Annotated in this window: 18 protein-coding genes; 12 read left to right on the forward strand and 6 right to left on the reverse strand. The window is 73.5% G+C overall.

Annotated features, from left to right (window positions below; genetic code table 11):
* Positions 1 to 2: 2 nt before the first annotated feature.
* The 5 genes from sucD to purH all read left to right on the forward strand — a co-directional run bounded on the left by sucD (position 3) and on the right by purH (position 5,546).
* Positions 3 to 893, forward strand: coding sequence for a succinate--CoA ligase subunit alpha (gene sucD, locus DFJ66_RS27260; protein WP_121225098.1), 891 nt, complete (start codon positions 3 to 5; stop codon positions 891 to 893).
* A 186-nt stretch (positions 894 to 1,079) separates the two neighbouring features.
* Complete coding sequence (locus DFJ66_RS27265; protein ID WP_121225100.1) at positions 1,080 to 1,748, forward strand: DUF5336 domain-containing protein; 669 nt, start codon at positions 1,080 to 1,082, stop codon at positions 1,746 to 1,748.
* 105 nt (positions 1,749 to 1,853) lie between these two features.
* Positions 1,854 to 3,275 carry a cell division protein PerM gene (locus tag DFJ66_RS27270; RefSeq protein ID WP_121225102.1) on the forward strand — a complete coding sequence of 474 codons (1,422 nt, stop codon included), beginning with the start codon at positions 1,854 to 1,856 and terminating at the stop codon, positions 3,273 to 3,275.
* Between the two features lie 28 nt (positions 3,276 to 3,303).
* Entirely contained in the window at positions 3,304 to 3,966 is a 663-nt protein-coding gene (gene purN, locus DFJ66_RS27275) for a phosphoribosylglycinamide formyltransferase (protein ID WP_170199684.1), read from the forward strand.
* Entirely contained in the window at positions 3,963 to 5,546 is a 1,584-nt protein-coding gene (gene purH / locus DFJ66_RS27280) for a bifunctional phosphoribosylaminoimidazolecarboxamide formyltransferase/IMP cyclohydrolase (RefSeq protein WP_121225104.1), read from the forward strand. Before purN ends, purH begins: the two co-directional genes overlap by 4 nt.
* A gap of 51 nt (positions 5,547 to 5,597) precedes the next feature.
* Here purH and DFJ66_RS43635 read toward each other — a convergent pair whose 3' ends face one another.
* Complete coding sequence (locus DFJ66_RS43635) at positions 5,598 to 6,446, reverse strand: hypothetical protein (RefSeq protein ID WP_121225106.1); 849 nt, start codon at positions 6,444 to 6,446, stop codon at positions 5,598 to 5,600.
* A 190-nt stretch (positions 6,447 to 6,636) separates the two neighbouring features.
* On the opposite strand from DFJ66_RS43635, the gene DFJ66_RS27290 reads away from it, so the two are divergent.
* The 4 genes from DFJ66_RS27290 to DFJ66_RS27305 all read left to right on the forward strand — a co-directional run bounded on the left by DFJ66_RS27290 (position 6,637) and on the right by DFJ66_RS27305 (position 12,970).
* Complete coding sequence (locus DFJ66_RS27290; RefSeq protein ID WP_147459375.1) at positions 6,637 to 7,350, forward strand: hypothetical protein; 714 nt, start codon at positions 6,637 to 6,639, stop codon at positions 7,348 to 7,350.
* Positions 7,351 to 7,870: 520 nt separating this feature from the next.
* Positions 7,871 to 9,442: a DNA polymerase Y family protein gene (locus DFJ66_RS27295; RefSeq protein WP_121225110.1), complete on the forward strand. Its 1,572-nt coding sequence runs from the start codon at positions 7,871 to 7,873 to the stop codon at positions 9,440 to 9,442.
* The gene (locus DFJ66_RS27300; RefSeq protein WP_121225113.1) at positions 9,442 to 9,672 is read left to right on the forward strand and encodes a hypothetical protein; all 231 of its coding nucleotides are present in this window, start codon (positions 9,442 to 9,444) and stop codon (positions 9,670 to 9,672) included. Before DFJ66_RS27295 ends, DFJ66_RS27300 begins: the two co-directional genes overlap by 1 nt.
* 1 nt (position 9,673) lies before the next feature.
* Positions 9,674 to 12,970 (forward strand): error-prone DNA polymerase, encoded by a 3,297-nt coding sequence (locus DFJ66_RS27305; RefSeq protein ID WP_121225115.1) that lies wholly within the window; start codon positions 9,674 to 9,676, stop codon positions 12,968 to 12,970.
* Here DFJ66_RS27305 and DFJ66_RS27310 read toward each other — a convergent pair whose 3' ends face one another.
* Positions 12,971 to 13,534, reverse strand: a complete 564-nt coding sequence (locus DFJ66_RS27310; protein ID WP_121225117.1) for a dihydrofolate reductase family protein — start codon at positions 13,532 to 13,534, stop codon at positions 12,971 to 12,973. It lies immediately after the preceding gene.
* A 259-nt stretch (positions 13,535 to 13,793) separates the two neighbouring features.
* Between DFJ66_RS27310 and DFJ66_RS27315 the strand changes: the two genes are divergently transcribed.
* On the forward strand, positions 13,794 to 15,002 hold the full coding sequence (locus tag DFJ66_RS27315; RefSeq protein ID WP_121225119.1) for a reverse transcriptase family protein: 1,209 nt from the start codon (positions 13,794 to 13,796) through the stop codon (positions 15,000 to 15,002).
* Here the strand turns inward: DFJ66_RS27315 and DFJ66_RS27320 are convergent.
* Genes DFJ66_RS27320 through DFJ66_RS27335 form a run of 4 tightly spaced genes read right to left on the reverse strand, consistent with a single transcriptional unit; the run spans position 14,992 to position 18,334 of the window.
* Positions 14,992 to 15,285, reverse strand: coding sequence for a DUF3017 domain-containing protein (locus DFJ66_RS27320; protein WP_121231808.1), 294 nt, complete (start codon positions 15,283 to 15,285; stop codon positions 14,992 to 14,994). The two genes, DFJ66_RS27315 and DFJ66_RS27320, sit on opposite strands and share 11 nt — an antisense overlap.
* Positions 15,286 to 15,299: 14 nt before the next feature.
* A complete protein-coding gene (locus DFJ66_RS27325; RefSeq protein ID WP_121231810.1) occupies positions 15,300 to 16,154 on the reverse strand; it encodes a bifunctional methylenetetrahydrofolate dehydrogenase/methenyltetrahydrofolate cyclohydrolase in 855 nt (284 codons plus the stop codon).
* 16 nt (positions 16,155 to 16,170) lie between these two features.
* The gene (locus tag DFJ66_RS27330) at positions 16,171 to 17,127 is read right to left on the reverse strand and encodes a DMT family transporter (protein ID WP_246029925.1); all 957 of its coding nucleotides are present in this window, start codon (positions 17,125 to 17,127) and stop codon (positions 16,171 to 16,173) included.
* A complete protein-coding gene (locus tag DFJ66_RS27335; protein WP_121231814.1) occupies positions 17,114 to 18,334 on the reverse strand; it encodes an MFS transporter in 1,221 nt (406 codons plus the stop codon). Before DFJ66_RS27335 ends, DFJ66_RS27330 begins: the two co-directional genes overlap by 14 nt.
* A gap of 110 nt (positions 18,335 to 18,444) precedes the next feature.
* Between DFJ66_RS27335 and DFJ66_RS27340 the strand changes: the two genes are divergently transcribed.
* Both DFJ66_RS27340 and DFJ66_RS27345 read left to right on the forward strand, forming a co-directional pair.
* Entirely contained in the window at positions 18,445 to 18,945 is a 501-nt protein-coding gene (locus tag DFJ66_RS27340; protein WP_121225121.1) for a YbaB/EbfC family nucleoid-associated protein, read from the forward strand.
* Positions 18,942 to 19,256 (forward strand): WXG100 family type VII secretion target, encoded by a 315-nt coding sequence (locus DFJ66_RS27345; protein ID WP_121225123.1) that lies wholly within the window; start codon positions 18,942 to 18,944, stop codon positions 19,254 to 19,256. The genes DFJ66_RS27340 and DFJ66_RS27345 overlap by 4 nt, the downstream gene beginning before the upstream one ends.
* Positions 19,257 to 19,280: the final 24 nt, after the last annotated feature.

Consider the following 19,280-nt stretch of genomic DNA (forward strand, 5'->3'; position numbering starts at 1 on the left):
CGATGGCTATCTTCATCACCAAGGACAGCAAGGTCATCGTCCAGGGCATGACCGGCGCCGAGGGCACCAAGCACACCAAGCGGATGCTGGCGTCCGGCACCAACATCGTCGGCGGCGTGAACCCGCGCAAGGCCGGCGAGAAGGTCGACTTCGACGGCAACGTGCTGCCGGTGTTCGGCACCGTCGCCGAGGCGATGGAGGCCACCGGCGCGGACGTGACCGTGATCTTCGTGCCGCCGGCGTTCGCCAAGGCCGCCGTGATCGAGGCGATCGACGCGGGCATCGAGCTGGCCGTCGTGATCACCGAGGGCATCCCGGTGCACGACACCGCCGCGTTCTGGGCGCACGCCGTCGCCACCGGCAACAAGACCCGGATCATCGGCCCGAACTGCCCCGGCCTGATCAGCCCCGGCCAGTCCAACGCGGGCATCATCCCGGCCAACATCTCCGGCGCGGGCAAGATCGGCCTGGTGTCCAAGTCGGGCACGCTGACCTACCAGATGATGTACGAGCTGCGCGACTTCGGCTTCTCCACCGCCATCGGCATCGGCGGCGACCCGATCATCGGCACCACCCACATCGACGCGCTGGCGGCCTTCGAGGCCGACCCGGAGACCGCGGCGATCGTGATGATCGGCGAGATCGGCGGCGACGCCGAGGAGCGGGCCGCGGCCTACATCAAGGAGAACGTCACCAAGCCGGTCGTCGGCTACGTGGCGGGCTTCACCGCGCCCGAGGGCAAGACCATGGGCCACGCGGGCGCGATCGTGTCCGGCTCCGCCGGCACCGCGCAGGCGAAGAAGGAAGCCCTGGAGGCCGCGGGCGTGAAGGTCGGCAAGACGCCGTCCGAGACCGCCGCCCTCATGCGGGAGATCATGCAGTCGATCGGCTGATCGCTCACCCGTTCGTGAAGTTCGTGAAGGCCATCTCCCGCGTGGAGGTGGCCTTCACGGCGTTGTGGCGTGGGTCAATCCACGCGTTCGGGGGAACCGAGGAGGTCCGGTCGTCGTCGGAGAGTGTGCATCGGCTAGCGTTCTGTCGTTGGCTTTGGTCCATCGGGTGGAGGAGGAGACCTCACCATGTCCGTGCCGTACGGCGCCCCTCAGCAGCAGCCGGGTCCGGCGCAGCAACCGGTGGGCGTGAACCTGAACTTCATCCTCCCGCTGGTCGGCGCGGGCCTGGGGCTCATCGCCTACCTGCTCGCGTTCGCCGACGACGTGTCCACCTCCAGCATCGACCTGCTGCTCGCGGCGGGCGTGCTGTCCGGGCTGTCGGTGCTGCCGAAGATGCCGCGCCTGCTGCCCGCCGCCGCGGTGCTCACCGCCGTGCCGACGCTGCTGTTCCTCCAGGGCATGATCAAGAGCGAGGCCGACACCAAGGGCATGCAGATCGTGCTCCTGCTGGTCGCCCTGCTCCAGACGGCGGCGGTGGTGGCGAGCCTGCTGCTGGAGGCGGGCATCCTGAAGCTGGAGCCCAAGCCCGCCAACCCCTACGGCCAGCCGGGCGGCTGGAACCCGCAGTCCGGTGGCTTCCCGCAGCCGGGTCAGCCCGGTCAGCCGCAGCCCGGCCAGCCGGGTCAGTTCAACCCGCCGTCGGGGCAGTTCGGGTCGCCGGTGCAGCCGCAGCAGCAGCCGCCGGGTGCGCCGCAGCCGACCTCGTACATGCCGCAGCCGGGGCAGTTTAACCAGCCCGGCCAGCAGCAGCCGGGGACGCCGCCCGGTGGTTTCGGGCAGCAGCCGCAGGGCTGACCTTCGCGTACACAGGGGTGGTGCCGCAGCGTGCGGCACCACCCCTGTTCGCATGTCCGGCGTGCCTCACCTGAATGGCTCAACTCGACTGGGAACCTGGGGGACATGTCGGTGCAAACGCCGCCCTCGCACGCCGCCGTGACCGAGTCCGTGCGCCCGCCCGAGTTCTCCCGGGGTGAGCGGGCGCGGGTGCTGGCCATGACCGCCGCCGGGTCCGTGGTGGTCAGCTACGCCGCCGTCGCCGCACTGCTGGCGCTGGTGTCGTCGACCGCCGCGCACGCCAAGTTCTCGACCACCGGTGTGCTGGCGGCGTCCGCGCCGGGGTGGCTGGTCGCCCACCACGTGCCCCTGCGCTTCGACGGCGGCCAGCTCGGTGTCCTGCCGCTGCTGCCGACCGTGCTGTTGATGCTGCTCGCCTCGCGCGCGGCGGCGGGCGCGGCGGACCGGCTGGGGCTGTTCGAGCCGTTGCAGGCGCGGGGCGTGGTCATCAGCATCGCGTCCGCGCACGCCGTGACCGGCGGGATGATCGCGTTCCTGATGGGCGACGACGGCGTGGTGCGGGCGACGCCGGCCGTGGCGTTCTTCGGGTGCGCGGCGGTGTCCGGGGTCGCGGCGGTGGCCGGCGTGGCGCAGCGGTGCGGGCTGGTCGAGGTGGTGTTCGAGCGGATCGACCCGGTCGCGCGGCACGGGCTGCGGGCGGGCGCGATGGCGTTGTTCGCGCTGACCGCGTGCGGCGCGCTGCTGCTCGCGTTCGGGCTGGCGGTGTCGTGGCCGGTGACCAGTTCGCTGTTCGACCAGGCGGGCGGCACGCTCGGCACCGGCCTGGGCATCTGGCTGATGTGCCTGGGGTACCTGCCCAACGCCGTGGTCGGCGCCCTGTCGTACGTGACCGGTGCCGGGTTCTCCATCGGCTCGGCGACCGTGGGGCCGATCGAGTTCACCGGTGGCCCGGTGCCCGCCGTGCCGCTGCTGGCGGCCATGCCGGAGCAGCAGTCGCCGTTGCTGCCGCTGGTGCTGGTCCTGCCGGGCGCGACCGGCGTCCTCGTCGGGTACGCGTTGCGCGCCGCCGCCGGGACCCCTCGCGCGCGGGTGCGGGCGGTGCTGGTCGCGGCGGTGACGGCCGGTGTCGGGACGCTGGTGCTGGCGGCGGTGTCCGGCGGCAGCCTGGGCGGCGGCGCGTTCAACCCGGTGACCATCCCGGCCGGGTTGCTGGCGGTGCTCACGATCGGGTGGATCGCGGTGCCCGGCGCGGTGGTGGCGTGGTTCGCCGGGCCCCGCCCGCCGCGCGTGGTCGAGGAAGAGGCGCCCGAAGAGCCCGAGGAGTTCGAAGAAGAGGACTTCGAGGACGAAGAGGACGACCTGGAGTACGAGGACGACCTCGAAGAACTCGAGTACGAAGCCGAAGAAGAAGAGGACGACGAAGAAGTCGAAGAAGAAGCCGAGCCCGTCGCCGAGGAAGAAGACCTCGAGGACGACGACCCGGACGACCCGGACGACCCGGAGGACCTGCCCGACAAGCGCGACTAGCCACCGCTTAGGCTGCTCCTGAGCTGCTGTGACAGTCCCCAGCAAGGAGAGCACGCTGAGCGCCGAGACCACACTCCGGCTTCCCAACCCCGCGCGGGTCGTCGTCCTCGTCTCCGGCTCCGGCACCCTGATGCAGGCGCTGCTGGACGCCGCGGCCGACCCGGGCTACCCCGTCGAGGTGGTCGCGGTCGGCGCCGACCGGACCGGCATCGAGGGACTGGCCCGCGCCGAACGCGCCGGCGTGCCCACGTTCACCGTGCGCCTCAAGGACCACGCCTCCCGCGACGAGTGGGACACCGCCCTGGCCGACGCCGTCGCCGCGCACGAGCCCGACCTGGTGGTCTCCGCCGGGTTCATGAAGATCCTCGGACCGGCCTTCCTGGCCCGCTTCGGCGGCCGGATGGTCAACACCCACCCCGCGCTGCTGCCCGCCTTCCCCGGCGCGCACGGCGTCCGCGACGCCCTCGACTACGGCGTCAAGGTCACCGGCGCCACCGTGCACCTGGTGGACGGCGGCGTGGACACCGGGCCGATCCTGGCCCAGGAAGCCGTCGTCGTCGGTGCCGGTGACGACGTCGACAGCCTGCACGAGCGCATCAAGGTGGTGGAGCGGCGGCTGCTCGTCGACGTCGTCGCCCGCCTGGCCCGCGAGGGCTGCACCGTGAACGGACGAAAGGTGAGCATCCCGTGACCACTCCTGCCGAGAGGCGACCGGTTCGTCGGGCCCTGATCGGGGTGTCCGACAAGTCGGGGCTGCTGGAACTGGCCACCGGCCTGCACGCGGCCGGAGTCGAGATCGTCTCCACCGGCGGCACGGCCAAGGCCCTGGCCGACGCCGGCGTGCCGGTCACCCCGGTGGAGAGCGTGACCGGGTTCCCCGAGGTGCTCGACGGCCGGGTGAAGACCCTGCACCCGCGCGTGCACGCGGGCCTGCTCGCCGACACCCGCAAGCCCGAGCACGTCGACAAGCTGCGCGAGCTGGACATCGCGCCGTTCGACCTGCTGGTGGTGAACCTGTACCCGTTCACGCAGACCGTGGCGTCCGGCGCGTCGGCCGAGGAGTGCGTGGAGCAGATCGACATCGGCGGCCCGGCGATGGTGCGCGCGGCGGCGAAGAACCACGCCAGCGTGGCCGTCGTCGTGGACCCGGCGCGGTACGAGTGGGTCCTCTCGCAGGTCGCCGAGGGCGGGTTCACCCTGGCCGACCGGCAGGGCCTGGCGGCGGCGGCGTTCCGGCACACCGCGTCCTACGACGTGGCCGTGGCGTCCTGGATGGGCAACGTGCTCAGCCCCGACGACGAGGGCTCCGGCTTCCCCGGCTGGGTCGGCGCCACCTGGAACCGCAAGCAGGTCCTGCGCTACGGCGAGAACCCGCACCAGAAGGCGGCCCTGTACACGCAGGGCGACGGCCGCACGGGGCTCGCGACCGCGCAGCAGCTGCACGGCAAGGAGATGTCCTACAACAACTTCGTCGACGCCGACGCGGCGTGGCGGGCGGCGTGGGACCACGACCTGCCGTGCGTGGCGATCATCAAGCACGCCAACCCGTGCGGCATCGCGGTGTCCGCTGTGGACGGTCCGGGCGCCATCGCGGACGCCCACCGCAAGGCCCATGCCTGCGACCCGCTGTCGGCGTTCGGCGGCGTCATCGCGGTCAACCGCGAGGTGACCGTGGAGCTGGCCGAGCAGGTCGCGGAGATCTTCACCGAGGTGATCGTGGCCCCGTCGTACGCCGACGGTGCCGTGGACGTGTTGACGCGCAAGAAGAACATCCGCATCCTCGTCGCCGCCGAGCCGGAGCGCGGCGGTGTCGAGATGCGCCCGGTGTCCGGCGGGTTGCTGCTGCAGACCGTGGACACCATCGAGGCCGAGGGCGACGACCCGGCCAAGTGGACCCTCGCCTGCGGTCCCGCCCTGGACGCCGAGGGCCTGGCCGACCTGGCCTTCGCCTGGCGCGCGTGCCGGGCGGTGAAGTCCAACGCCATCCTGCTGGCTTCGGGCGGGGCGACGGTGGGCGCCGGCATGGGCCAGGTCAACCGGGTGGACGCGGCGCGCTTGGCCGTGGCGCGGGCGGGTGACCGCGCGCGTGGCGCGGTAGCCGCGTCCGACGCGTACTTCCCGTTCCCGGACGGGCTGGAGACCCTGGCGGAGGCCGGCGTGCGGGCAGTCGTGCAGCCGGGTGGGTCCGTGCGGGACGCGGAGGTCATCGCGGCGGCGGAGGCGGCCGGGGTGACCGTCTACCTGACCGGGACGCGCCACTTCGCGCACTGAGGTACGCGCTGGAAGCCGCGCGGTCCCCGGTGGGGCCGCGCGGCTCCCGCGTCACTTGGCGAGCATCTCCTCGGCGGCCTTGCGGACGACCGCCTCGGCCTGGTCGACCGGGAACTCGGAGTCGCTGAAGAAACCCTTGTCGCGACCGAAGTAGTCGATCAGGTAGACGATCTCGCCCTTGCGCACGACCAGCCCGATGTGGGTCTTGTCGGTGCCGATGCCGGGCTTGATGAAGGTCGCCTGGTCACCCAGGCCGTCGGTGGGCTTGGCCTGGTCGCCCTCCAGCGGGAACTGGGCCAGGCTCGCGTACTCGCTCTCCGCCGACTCCAGGTTCTTCTTCGGGTCCTTCAGGTGGACCCGGTAGTCGTAGACGTGGATGCTCAGCGTCCGGGGGTTCTTGCCGTCCTTGCCCTTGGCCTGCTCCCACATGCAGTGGCTGTGCTTGAGACCGGACTTGCCGTCGTGCGGCTTGACGACCAGGCGGAAACTGCTGGTCTTCGCCTGCTGCTTCAGGTCGTCGCTGATGGCGCACACGTCGGTGGGCTGCTCGCCGGGGCCGCCGCCGACGTCCTCGGTGTACTCCAGGTACATCGAGCCGAAGACACCGCCGATCACGAGGACGACCACCGCGACGATGACGCCGACGATCAGGCCGGTGCGCTTCTTCTTCGGCGGCTGGGGAGGCTGGGGGCCGTAACCGCCGGGTGCGCCTTGCGGCTGGCTGTAGTTCGGGCCGCCTTGGGGTTGGCCGTAGCCGGGCGCGCCCTGGGGTTGGCCGTAGCCGGGGGCGCCTTGCGGTTGGCCGTAGCCGGGGGCCGGTGCGCCGGCGGGAGGACCGTAGCCGGGTTGGGTCTGGTGGGGCTGTTGTGGCTGTTGGGGCCAGTTCTGAGGAGCGTTCACGGTTCCCCCCGTGTGTCGCGGAAGCGTCGGGCCGCAGTCTGCCAGTCACCCGGTCGTGGCCATTGACACCGGGTGGTCGGGAGGGGATAAGATCGTGTCGTCGTTCGAACAGGTGTTCGACGGACAGGTCGCCGGCTTCCCACGGCGGTCCGCGCACAGGGGTGCGCGCGGATTCGTGGGAGGAGGGTTGGTGTCGTCCAGGTCGGCAACGGCGACGTTGGTCGCGCTCGGGGTAGGCGCGGCCGGCGAGTCGGCCACGGCATCGGCTCGGGCTCTGCCGGTTCGCGGGGAACTGGCGGGGATCCTCCCGTGGGGCGGCCTGCGGCGGGGCAGCACGGTGTCGGTGCGCGGGTCGACATCGTTGCTGCTCACGCTGGTGGCCGAGGCGACGGCGGAAGGGTGCTGGGCGGCGGTGGTCGGGCTGCCGCGGTGTGGGGCGCTCGCGGCGGCCGAGTTGGGGGTGGCCGTCCACCGCCTCGCGTTCGTGCCCCGTCCCGGTCGGGACCGGGGCGAGGTCGAGCGCACCGTGGCGGCGTTGCTGGACGGCTTCGACCTGGTGTCGGTGGCCGCTCCGGTGACGCCCGCGACCGCGCGCAAGCTCTCCGCGCGGGCACGGCACCGCAAGGCCGTCCTGCTGCCGTTCGGGGTCGGCTGGCCCGGTGCCGACGTGGAGCTGCGCGTCGCCTCCAGCCGGTGGACGGGCCTGGGCGAGGGCCACGGCCTGCTCACCGGCCGCACCGTGACCGTCCACGCGAGCGGCCGGGGGTCCGCCGCGCGGGAACGGACCGCGGTGCTGTCCCTGCCAGGCGTTCCCGCGCGGGAGGGGTCAACCCTGCACGACCTCCCCGCGCGGGAACAGCCCTGGCCACGCGCCCTCCAAGCGGTTCCGGCGGAAGCGGGGTGAGCGCCGTGCTGCGTCGACTCCTCGCCCACCTCCGCCGCCCAGCCGCGCCGGCCGCCACGCCCGCACCGGTTGCCGCGCCTGCTTCTCCCGCCGCGCCCAGCCCTGCCGCCGCGCCCGCGCCGGCCGCCGCGCCTGCTCCGGCTGCCGCGCCCAGCCTTGCCGCCGTGCCTGCGCCGGCTGCCGCACCTGCCGCCGTGCCTGCGCCGGCTGCCGCACCTGCCGCCGTGCCTGCGCCGGCTGCCGCACCTGCCGCCGTGCCTGCGCCGGCTGCCGCACCTGCCGCCGTGCCTGCGCCGGCTGCCGCACCTGCCGCCGTGCCTGCGCCGGCTGCCGCACCTGCCGCCGTGCCTGCGCCGGCTGCCGCACCTGCCGCCGTGCCTGCGCCGGCTGCCGCACCTGCCGCCGCGCCTGCGCCGGCCGCCGTGCCCAGCCCTGCCGCCGTGCCCAGCACTGCCGCCGGGGTGCCCGGGGTCGCGCCGTGGCGGGTCGGGGGTTGGACGCGGTTCGGGGGTGTGCCGCGATGAGCCGCTACACGCTCGCCGTCTGGTGCCCGGACTGGCCGGTCGTCGCCGCCTGCGCCGAAGCCGTCCTGGCGCCGCACGTGCCGGCCGCCGTCGTGCGCGACAACGAGGTGGTCGCCTGTTCCGCCGTGGCGCGGGCCGAGGGGGTGCGGCGTGGTCAGCGCAAGCGCACCGCGCAGAGCCTGTGTCCCGAACTGGTGGTCTTCGAGCACGACGACGTCCGCGACGCCCGCCTGTTCGAACCGGTCGCCGCCGCCGTCGAGGAGTTGGCACCGGGCATCGAGGTGGTGCGGCCCGGGCTCGTGGCCGTTCCCGCGCGCGGCCCGGTCGGGTACTGGGGTTCACCCGAACGGGCGGCGGAACGGATCGTGGACCACGTTGCCGTGCACGCGGGCGTCGAGGCGCAGGTGGGGTTCGCCGACGGTCTGTTCGCCGCGACGCTGGCCGCGCAGCGCGGGGTGGTCGTCCCGTCCGGTGGCGCGCGCGAGTTCCTCGCCCCGCTGGGCGTCCACGAGCTCGACCCTCCCGCCGAGCACCGCCCGGAGCGCGCCGAGCTGGTGGACCTGTTGCGGCGCTTGGGGTTGCGCACGCTCGGCGCGTTCGCCGCGGTCCCGGAGCGCGACGTCGCCAGCCGGTTCGGTCGGGATGCCGTGCTGGCCCACCGCCTCGCCGGCGGCCTGGAGGAACGCCCGCGGTCGCGTCGCAAGCCGCCGCCGGAGCTGTCCGTCACGCAGGCCCTCGACCCGCCCGTGGACCGGGTCGACGCCGCCGCGTTCGCCGCGAAGGCCCTGGCCGAACGCCTGCACCGGGTGCTGGTCGACCGCGGTCTGGCGTGCACGCGGCTGGGCATCCAGGCCACCACCGAGCACGGCGAGCAGCTCCGCCGGGTGTGGCGCTGCGCCGATCCCCTGACGCCGCAGGGCATCGCGGACCGGGTGCGCTGGCAGCTCGACGGCTGGCTGACCCGCGAACGCCTGACCTCCGGCCTGCACCTGCTCCAGCTCGACCCGGAGGAGGTCGTCGACGCCGCCGCGCTCCAGCTCGGCCTGTGGCCGGGCGCGGGCCAGGACCAGGGCGAGGCCGCCGAGCGCGCCGCCCGCGCGATGGTGCACGTCCAGGGCCTGCTCGGACCGGACGCCGTGCTCACCCCGGTGCTCCAGGGCGGCCGGGGGCCGGTCGAGCGGGTGCGGCTGGTGCCGTGGGGCGACGAGCGGGTGCCCGCGACCGACCCGGACCCGCCGTGGCCGGGCCGCCTGCCCGCGCCGTCGCCGGCGACGGTGTTCACCGACCCCGAACCGGTGGTGCTGGTGGACGCGGCGGGCGGCGACGTCGTGGTGACCGGGTACGCGGAGCTGGTCGGCCGGCCCGACCGGTGGGTCCACAGTGGACGGTCCTGGCGGGTGGTGGCGTGGTCGGGTCCGTGGCCGGTGGACGAGCGGTGGTGGGACGAGGACACCGCCGTCCGGGCCGCCCGCCTCCAGGTCCTGGGCACCGCACCGGACGGGGAAGAGCTGGCCTGCCTGCTGATCCGCGCGGGCGGGAAGTGGGCGGTGGAAGGGGTGTACGACTGATGTCTGCCGATTTCGAGGCAGGGGCCGAGGGCGGCGGCCTGGGCGACTGGGTGGACGGCTACGAACTGGGACCGGGCACGGGCCTGGGTGCGGCCTTCGGGGTCGGCGCGGGCAGCGGCCACGCGCCGGCGTTCGGTCGTGGTGGTGCGGAGCCGGCGTACTCCGCGTACTTCGGGTGGGCGCCGCCGTTGATCCCCCTGCCCCGCCGCGCGCCGGACGAGCTGTTCTGACATGGGCTTCAACAACCCGCCGGTCCGCTGGTCGGAGCTGGAGCGCGCGCTGTCCGGCAAGCCCCAGCCGCCCGACGGTGGCGACAGCCCGGCCTGGTCCCGGCGTCGCGAGCGCTACGAGGCACCGCCGGACTTCGCGGTCAAGGTCGACGAGTTGGGCGCGACCCGCGCCCGCGTCCCGTACGTGGAGCTGCACTGCCACTCCAACTTCAGCTTCCTCGACGGCGCGAGCCACCCCGAGGAGCTGGTCGAGGCCGCGCAGCAGCTCGGCCTGGACGGCATCGCGATCACCGACCACGACGGCATGTACGGCGTGGTCCGGTTCGCCGAGGCCGCCAAGGAACTGGGCGTGCGCACGGTGTTCGGCACCGAGCTGAGCCTGGGCCTGTCCGCGCCGCAGAACGGGTTCCCCGACCCGGAGGGCGAGCACCTGCTCCTGCTGGCCACGAACCCGAACGGCTACCACGCGCTGTGCCGCACCATCACCACCGGCCAGCTGGCGGAGGGCAGCGAGAAGGGCCGTCCGGTGTACTCGCTGGACCAGGTCGTGGCGGACACGCGGGACCAGTGCGTCGTGCTGACCGGGTGCCGCAAGGGCTCGGTGCGGCGGGCCTTGGCGTCGGGCGGGCCGGTGGCGGCGTTCGCGGCGTTGCGGCGGCTGGTCGACCTGTACGGGCAGGAGCGCGTGTACGTCGAGCTGACCGACCACGGCTACCCCGAGGACGGTCCGCGCAACGACCTGCTGGCGGGCATGGCGGCGGACCTGGGCCTGCCGACCGTGGCGACGAACGCCGTGCACTACGCGGTGCCGTCGCGGGGGCGGTTGGCGGCGGCGATGGCGGCGGTGCGGGCGCGGCGCAGCCTGGACGAGATGGCCGGGTGGCTGCCGCCGGGGCGCACCGCGTGCCTGCGGTCGGGGGAGGAGATGGCGCGCCGGTTCGCCCGGTTCCCCGGCGCGGTGCACCGCGCGGCCGTGCTGGGGCTCCAGTGCTCGTTCGACCTCCAGCTCATCGCGCCGAAGCTGCCGCCGTTCGACGTCCCGCCCGGCGAGGACGAGAACAGCTACCTGCGCAAGCTCACGTACGCGGGCGCGCGCCGGCGCTACGGCTCGCCGGAGGAGAACCCCAAGGCGTACCGGCAGGTCGAGCACGAGCTGCGGATCATCGAGGAGCTCGGGTTCCCGGGGTACTTCCTGGTGGTGCACGACATCGTGGACTTCTGCCGCCGCAACGGCATCCTGTGCCAGGGGCGCGGGTCGGCGGCGAACTCGGCGGTGTGCTTCGCGCTGGGCATCACCAACGTCGACGCGGTCCGGTTCGACCTGCTCTTCGAGCGCTTCCTCGCGCCCGCCCGCGACGGGCCGCCGGACATCGACCTGGACATCGAGTCGGACCGGCGCGAGGAGGCCATCCAGTACGTCTACGGCAAGTACGGCCGGCGGCACGCGGCGCAGGTGGCCAACGTCATCAGCTACCGCGCGCGGTCGGCGATCCGGGACGTGGCCAGGGCGTTGGGCCACTCGGTGGGCCAGCAGGACGCGTGGAGCAAGCAGATCGACCGCTGGGGACCGCTGCGGGCCGCCGTGGAGGCCGCGGAGATCCCCAAACCGGTGCTGGAACTGGCCGCGGAGCTGGAGAACGCCCCGCGGCACCTGGGCATCCACTCCGGCGGCATGGTCATCTGCGACCGGCCGGTGAGCGAGGTGTGCCCGGTGGAGAACGGGCGCATGGCGGACCGGACGGTGCTCCAGTGGGACAAGGACGACTGCGCGTCCATCGGCCTGGTCAAGTTCGACCTGCTGGGCCTGGGCATGTTGTCGGCGCTGCACTACGCGATCGACCTGGTGCGCGAGCACGAGGGCGTGGACGTCGACATGGGCAAGATCGACCTGGCCGACGAGCGCGTCTACGCGATGTTGCAGAAGGCCGACTCGGTCGGGGTCTTCCAGGTGGAGAGCCGGGCGCAGATGGCGACCCTGCCGCGCCTGAAGCCGCGCGTGTTCTACGACCTGGTGGTGGAGGTGGCCCTGATCCGCCCGGGCCCGATCCAGGGCGGTTCGGTGCACCCGTACATCCGGCGGCGCAACGGCCAGGAGAAGTGGTCCCACGACCACCCGCTGCTGGCCGGCGCGTTGGAGAAGACCCTGGGCGTGCCGCTGTTCCAGGAGCAGCTGATGCAGATCGCGGTGGACGTCGCCGACTTCACGCCCGCCGAGGCCGACGAGCTGCGCCGGGCGATGGGCGCGAAGCGCTCGACGCACCGCATGGAACGCCTGCGGGAGCGCTTCTACCAGGGTGCACGGGCCAACGGCCTGGACGAGGCCTTGATCGAGCAGGTCTACGCGAAGCTGCTGGCGTTCGCGAACTTCGGCTTCCCCGAGAGCCACGCGCTCAGCTTCGCCCACCTGGTGTTCGTGAGCGCGTGGTTCAAGCTCTACCACCCGGCGGCGTTCTGCGCGGCCCTGCTGCGCGCGCAGCCGATGGGGTTCTACTCACCCCAGTCGCTGGTCGCGGACGCCCGCCGGCACGGCGTGGAGGTGCTCGGCCCGGACATCAACGCCAGCCTCCCGCACGCCACCGTCGAGCACTCCCACGGGAAACCGGCCGTCCGCATCGGCCTGGCCGGCATCCGCAACATCGGCCAGGGCCTGGCGGAGACCATCGTCGCCCAACGCGCTTCCGGGCCGTACCGGGACATGGCCGACCTGGGCACCCGGGTCCGCCTGACCACCACCCAGGCCGAGTCCCTGGCCACCGCGGGGGTGTTCACGAGCCTCGGCCTCGACCGCCGGCAGGCGCTGTGGGCGGCGGGCGCGGTGGCCGGCATCCGCCCGGACCGCCTGCCCCACACCACGGTCGGCACCGACGCCCCCGTCCTGCCCGGTATGGACGAGGTGGAGCTGGCGACGGCGGACGTGTGGGCGATGAGCCTGTCCCCGACGAGCTTCCCGACGGAGTTCGTCCGCGACCACCTCGACACCCTGGGCGTCCTCCCGGTGTCCGCCCTGGCCGACGTGCCGGACCGCACGACGGTCCTCATCGGCGGCGCCGTGACCCACCGCCAGCGACCGGCGACGGCGGGCGGCGTGACGTTCCTGAACATCGAGGACGAGACCGGCATGGTCAACGTCGTCTGCACCACCGGCCTGTGGGCCCGCTACCGCAAGGTGGCCCGAACCAGCCCGGCCCTGCTGGTGCGGGGCGTGCTGGAGAAGGCGGAAGGCGTGATCAGCATCCGGGCCACCCGCCTGTCCCACCTCCCGTTGCGGGTCCCGTCCCGCTCCCGGGACTTCCGCTGATCAACACCGCGTGTAGGTCGTGAACACCACGCCCGACGCGAACGTCCGGGTCTCGACCTTGGCGAACTTGTGCACCGGGAACTCCCCGTCGAACAGCGGCACGCCACGGCCCAGCACGATCGGGTGGACCTTCAGCACCAACCGGTCGATCTCCGACACCAGCGCCGCCGCCAGCTTGCCGCCGCCGCACAGCCAGATGTCCAAACCGGACTCCGCCTTCAACTCCCGCACCGCCGGCACCACGTCGTCGGAGATCACCGCCACGTCCGACGGCGTCCCGGTCAGGGTGCTCGACACGACGTACTGCCGCAGGTGGGCGTAAGGGCTCGGCAGGCCGCCGGGCACCTCGTACGTGCCGCGCCCCATGAGCACCGTGTCGAACGTCCGGTTCGGCACGTCGTCCAGGCCCAACGCTCGACGGCCCGCGGTCGGCAGGGCGTCCGGGTACTCCTCGAACAACGCCGTCATGTGGTCGCCCTCGAACAGGAAGTCGGCGTAGGTGCCGTCCGGCGCGGCGATGAAGCCGTCGAGGGACATCGCGACCAGGTAGGTCAGGTTTCGCATGTGGGCTCCCCAGTGCTCGTGGCTGACAACTCTGACTGTAGTACTTTGGCTGTAGTGGTTGTCAAGTGGCTAACCTGGCGACCGTGCGGCGGCGTGGCAGCGAGCAGGCGGTTGGAACACCGCCCCTCAGGGGCAACCCCTGGGAGCACGACCCGAAGAACCCACTGCGCCCCAGGCAGAACGGCACGCTCCGCGTGCTTGGCTGCCCGAAGTGGCGGAGAAGGCGTCGCGCCACGCCGCCGCACGCCACAGGACCCGCATGCTGACCGAGGCCCAGGCGGCAGCCGTCCTCGACGGACCGTGGGACCGCGGTGGACTCGCCGAGCGCCTCGCCGACGTGATCGGGCCGGTCCCCGCGGAAGACCTCGCCGTGCGGTTGCTCGGCCTCAGCCCCACCGCCCCGCCCGGCGGTGCGCCCTCCCTCGTCCGGCTGGTCGGCGATCTCGCGCTCGAGACACCCCCGGAAGAGCCCCGGTGGCGCGGCGAGGTCCCGCGCTGGGAGACCACCGGGGACCTCGCCCGCGCCCTCGGCCTCGACGTCGGCGAACTGGCCTGGTTCGCCGACGCCCGCGCCTGGAACCGCCGCGCCGGCGAACCCCTGCGCCACTACCGGACCTGGTGGGTCCCGAGCCGGTCGCACGGCCGCCGGCTGATCGAGTCGCCCAAGCCCCGCCTGGCCGAACTCCAGCGCCGCCTGGTCCGCCACCTGCTCGACCGGTTCGACGTGCACGACGCGGCGCACGGCTTCCGCAAGGGCCGGTCCACCACGACGTTCGCCGCGCCCCACGCCGGCAAACCCCTGGTCGTCCGCCTGGACCTCGAAGGGTTCTTCACGTCCGTCACCGGCGCACGCCTGCGCGGCCTCCTGACCGCCCACGGCTACCCGATCACCGTGGCCACCGCGCTCACGGGCCTGCTCACCACCCGCACCCCGCCGGAAGCGCTCCACCCGGCCGACTGGCCGCAGCGCCGCCGCCTCGCCGCACCGCACCTCCCGCAGGGCGCGCCGAGCTCACCGGCCACCGCGAACGTCATCGCCCGCGCCCTCGACCGCCGCCTCGCGGGCCTGGCCCGCACCCTCGGCGCCACCTACACCCGGTACGCCGACGACCTCGCGTTCTCCGGGGACGACGACCTGCCCCTGCACCGCCTGCTGCCCGGCGTGCGCGGGGTTGTCGAGGACGAAGGTTTCCGGCTCAACCCGCGCAAGACCCGGATCGCCGCCGCGCACCAGCGGCAACGGCTCGCCGGCCTGGTCGTCAACGACACCCCGGCCGCCTCGCGCGCCGAGTACGACGACCTGAAGGCGGTCCTGCACAACTGCGCCCGGCACGGCCTGGAGTCGCAGAACCGCCACCACCACCCGGACTTCCGGGCACACCTGCGCGGCCGGGTCGAGTGGGTGTCCGCCGGCCGCCCCGCCCGGCGCGCCAGGCTCACCGCTCTGCTGGACGCGATCAGCGGCTGAGCGGACCGCCGATGATGGTCATCGCGACCACGATGACCGAGAACCCGAACGCCGAGTACAGCAGGGCGTCCACGCTCCGGCTGCGGATCGCGATCAGGCCGGCCTGCTCGTCGGTCACCAGCACCCGCAGCAGCGCGGCCAGCAGCAGCGCGATCCCGATCAGCACCGCGCCCTGCCGCCAGTGGTACTGCACGATCCGCAGGACGCCCAGCACGACCACGCCCACCACCAGCGCGAACGGCAGGTGCTGGCCCGCCGCCGACCGCCAGCGCTGCTCCGGCATCAGCTCCACCGCCCTCACCCCGCCAACGCGCGCTCGGCGGCCTCGACCGTGTTGGTCAGCAGCATCGCGATGGTCATGGGTCCGGCGCCACCGGGGATCGGCGCGAGGAACCCGGCCACCGACGCCACGTCCGGGTGCACGTCGCCGACCAGCCCGGCCTCGGTGCGGGTGATGCCGACGTCCACCACGGCCGCGCCCGGCTTGACCATGTCGGCGGTGATCAGGCCGGGGCTGCCCGCACCCGCGACCACGATGTCCGCCCGCCGCACCTCGGCCGCCAGGTCCTTGGTCCCGGTGTGGCACAGGGTCACGGTGGCGTTCTCGCTGCGGCGGGTCAGCAGCAGCCCGATGGGCCGCCCGACCGTCACCCCGCGCCCGACGACGGTCACGTTCGCGCCCGCGATCGGCACGTCGTAGCGGCGCAGCAGCTCGACCACACCGCGCGGGGTGGCGGGCAGCGGGGCCTCGTCGCCGAGCACGAGCTTGCCCAGGTTGACCGGGTGCAGGCCGTCGCCGTCCTTGGCCGGGTCGATGCGCTCCAGGATCGCGTTGGCGTCCAGGTGCTTGGGCAGCGGCAGCTGCACGATGTAGGCGGTGCACGCGGGGTCGGCGTTCAGCTCGTCGATGACGGCTTCGAGCTGCTCCTGCGTGGTGTCGGCGGGCAGGTCGCGGCGGATCGACGTGATGCCGACCTTCGCGCACGCGGCGTGCTTGCCCTTGACGTAGGAGTGGGAGCCGGGGTCGTCGCCGACCAGGACGGTGGCCAGGCCCGGCGTCACCCCCCGCTCGACCAGCACCGCGACCCGCGTCCGCAGGTCGTCGAAGATCGCGTCCCGGGTGGCCCTGCCGTTGAGGATCGTCGCCGTCACGCACCCCATCTTCGCATCACCGGCGGCTCGGCAGCGCGGCGACCGCCACCGCCAGCAGCGTCAACACCGTGCCCACGACGGTCGTCGCGGACAGCTGCGTCCCCGCCGCCGGGGCGATCACGTCGACCGCCAGCGCGCCCACCAACTGGCCCGCGACCTGCGCCAACCCGACCAGCAGCACCCCGATCCAGCGGACCGCGAGCACCGCCGACCCGATCGTGCAGATGCCCAGCGCGCCGCCCGCGTAGAACCAGGGCTCGCTCGGCGCGGCGGTCGGGAACCCCCGCACCACCACGTCCACCGCGCACACCACGAGCAGCACGGCGGTCCCGGTGGAGAAGTTGACCAGGGCCGTCACGCGCGTGCTGCCCGCCGTCTCGCGCACCAGCCCGTTCACCGCCTGCTGCCAGCCCAACCCCATGCCCGCGACCGCCGGCAGCACCGCCAACCACAGCGCGGACGGGGACGCGAAGTCTTCCGCCACCGCCACGGCCACCGCCGGCACCGCCAGCACCGCGCCCACCACGCGCGGCACGGTCAGCGGCTGTCGCGTCGGCCCGAGCCCCGCCGCGTCCACCAGCAGGCTGCTCACCACCTGCGACGCCACCGCCGCGACGGTGAACACGGCCACGCCCAGCGCGACGACCGTCAACCCCTGCGTGGACACGAAGAACGCCCCACACGCCCCGCCGACGCACTGCCACCACCGGATCCGCCCGTCCCGCAACGCCTCCCGCAGCCGCGCCAGCCCCGCCCGACCGGCCCGCGCCGGCAGCACGATCAGCAGCATCAGCAGCAACCCGCCGCCGAACGACACCAGCGCGGCCAGGAACCCGTCCCGGAACACGTGCCCCAGCTCGCCGTTCAACCGTCCCTGCACCGTCAGGAACGCACCCCCGACGAACGCGACGAGCGCCCCGACGACCCGAACCCGCACCGCCTCCCGCGAGGTCACCGCCTCAGCCAACGGCACGAGCCGCCTCCACGCGCGCCGGCACCCGCACCCGACTGGCCAGCAGCACGCCGAGGAACGCCGCCACCGCGCTCGACCCCGCCGCCGCGGCCGGCCCGACCAGGTCCAGCAGCCACCCCGCCACCGGCAGGAACGACGCCTGCCCGGCGGTGGTGAACGCGCCCAGCCACCCGAACGCCTCGGCCTTGCGCCCCTCCGGCGCGATGTCGCTGATCCGGGTGTTGTTGGCGGCGATCGCCGGCGCGATGGCCATCCCGCCCACGCCGAGCACCAGCCCGATCAACCACACCGACGACGGCTCCACCACCGGCGGCAGCACCGGCACCAGCGCCACCACCCCCAGTGCCAGCAACACCATCCGCCGGGTGAACCTAGGCTCGCCGTGCAACCCGCCGGCGATCAGCCCGCCCAGCACCGACCCGACGCCCCACACCGCCGTGAGCACGCCCGCCAGGCCCGGCCGCCCGAGGTCCCGCGCCCACGCGATGATCACCAGGTCGATGGTCAGCAGCGACGCGACGATGCAGAACCCCGTGGCCAGCGCGAACACCATCGACCGGTCGGCCAGCAGCGTGCGCCCGGTGTGCTTCTCGCCGCCGGGCACCGGCTCGTCCATCCCGGCCCGCCGCAGCGCGGCCCGGAACCCGAACGCGCCCAGCACGGCCAACGCCCCGCACATCCACAACGCGACCTGCGGGTTGACGAACGCCACCACCATCGCGGTCAGGGCCGGTCCGATGACGTAGATGAGCTCCTGCATCGACGCCTCGACGGTGAACACGGCCGTCCCCGCCGACCCCGTGGCCATGCGGGGGTAGGTGGCCCGGCTGATCGGCGTGACCGGCGGCATCATGATCCCCGCGACCGCCGCCACCAGCACCGACAGCGGCCACCACGACGGCGGCAGCACCAGCGGGACGACCCCCGCCACGGTGATCGCCGCCCCGTAACCCAGGGCCGTGACCAGCAACAACCGGCTCGCTGGACTCCGGTCGGCGGCCCGACCGCGCAACGGGCTCGCCGCGCCCAGCCCGACCGCGAACGCCCCGCCGACCAGCCCCGCCGCCGTGTAGGACCCGGTCCACCCGGCGATCAGGAACGACGACGCCAGCGGTGTGCCCGGCATGTGGATGCGGCCCAACAGCGACCACACCAGCAAAGCGGGAAGACCGGGGACGGAGGCGAGTTCGCGGTAGGGCCGGAGCACGACCCCCACTCTGCACCCGACCCCCGACAAAACCGGACCGGATTTCGGCGGGAACCCGGAGCCCTCGGCTAGCGTCTGCACCTTCTAGGGGCACGAGCGAGGGGACAGCTGTGACCGATCCCACCGGACGCCGAGCCGAGTTGGAGGCGCGCAACGCCGCCATGCGCGAACGCGTCGACAGCCTCCTCGCGGAGCTGCGCACCAAGACCGCCGAGCTGCACGAGACCGCCGCGCGGGCCCAGGCCGTCAGCGCCACGGCGGTGTCCAAGGACGGCAGCGTGCGCGCCTCGGTGGACTCCACGGGCGCGTTGACGTCGCTGGAGTTCTCGCCCAACGCGTTCGAGCGCACCACGCCGGACAAGCTGGCCCGGCTCACCACGGAGACCGTGCTCCAGGCGATCGCGAAGGCGCGCACCGAGGTCACCGAGGTGCTGGCCCCGGCCCAGCAGGGCGGGAGCGTCGACCTGTCCGAGCTGCTGCCGGGGGTGCCGTCGCTGGCCGACCTGATCCCCAAGCCGCCGGCCGTGCCGACCGCCACGCCACCGCGCCGCGCGCCGGCGCCACCCGATGACGACGACGGCGACAGCATCATGGACAGGAGTGGCTGGTGAACGGCGGCTTCCAGGTAGACGTGGCCGGGATGCGGCGCGGCGGCGCGCAGTTCAGCGCCGCCGGCGACTCGCTGGACGGCGTCTTCCAGGCGTTGAACGGGGCTCTCCAGGCGGAGGGCCAGTGCTGGGGCGGCGACGAGTCCGGGCAGGCGTTCGCGCAGCAGTACGTGCCGAACTCCACGGCGACCCTGGACGCCTTCAAGAACCTCGCCAAGGCGCTGCAGGACATCCGGACCGGCGTCGACCAGTCGGCCGACGCCTACGAGGGGTCCGACCAGGGCAACGCGACCGGGATCTCCCGGACCTACTGACGTTTTTCCAGCTGAGGGGCGCGA

This window comes from Saccharothrix variisporea (genome assembly GCF_003634995.1).
GTDB classification, from domain to species: Bacteria; Actinomycetota; Actinomycetes; order Mycobacteriales; family Pseudonocardiaceae; genus Actinosynnema; species Actinosynnema variisporeum.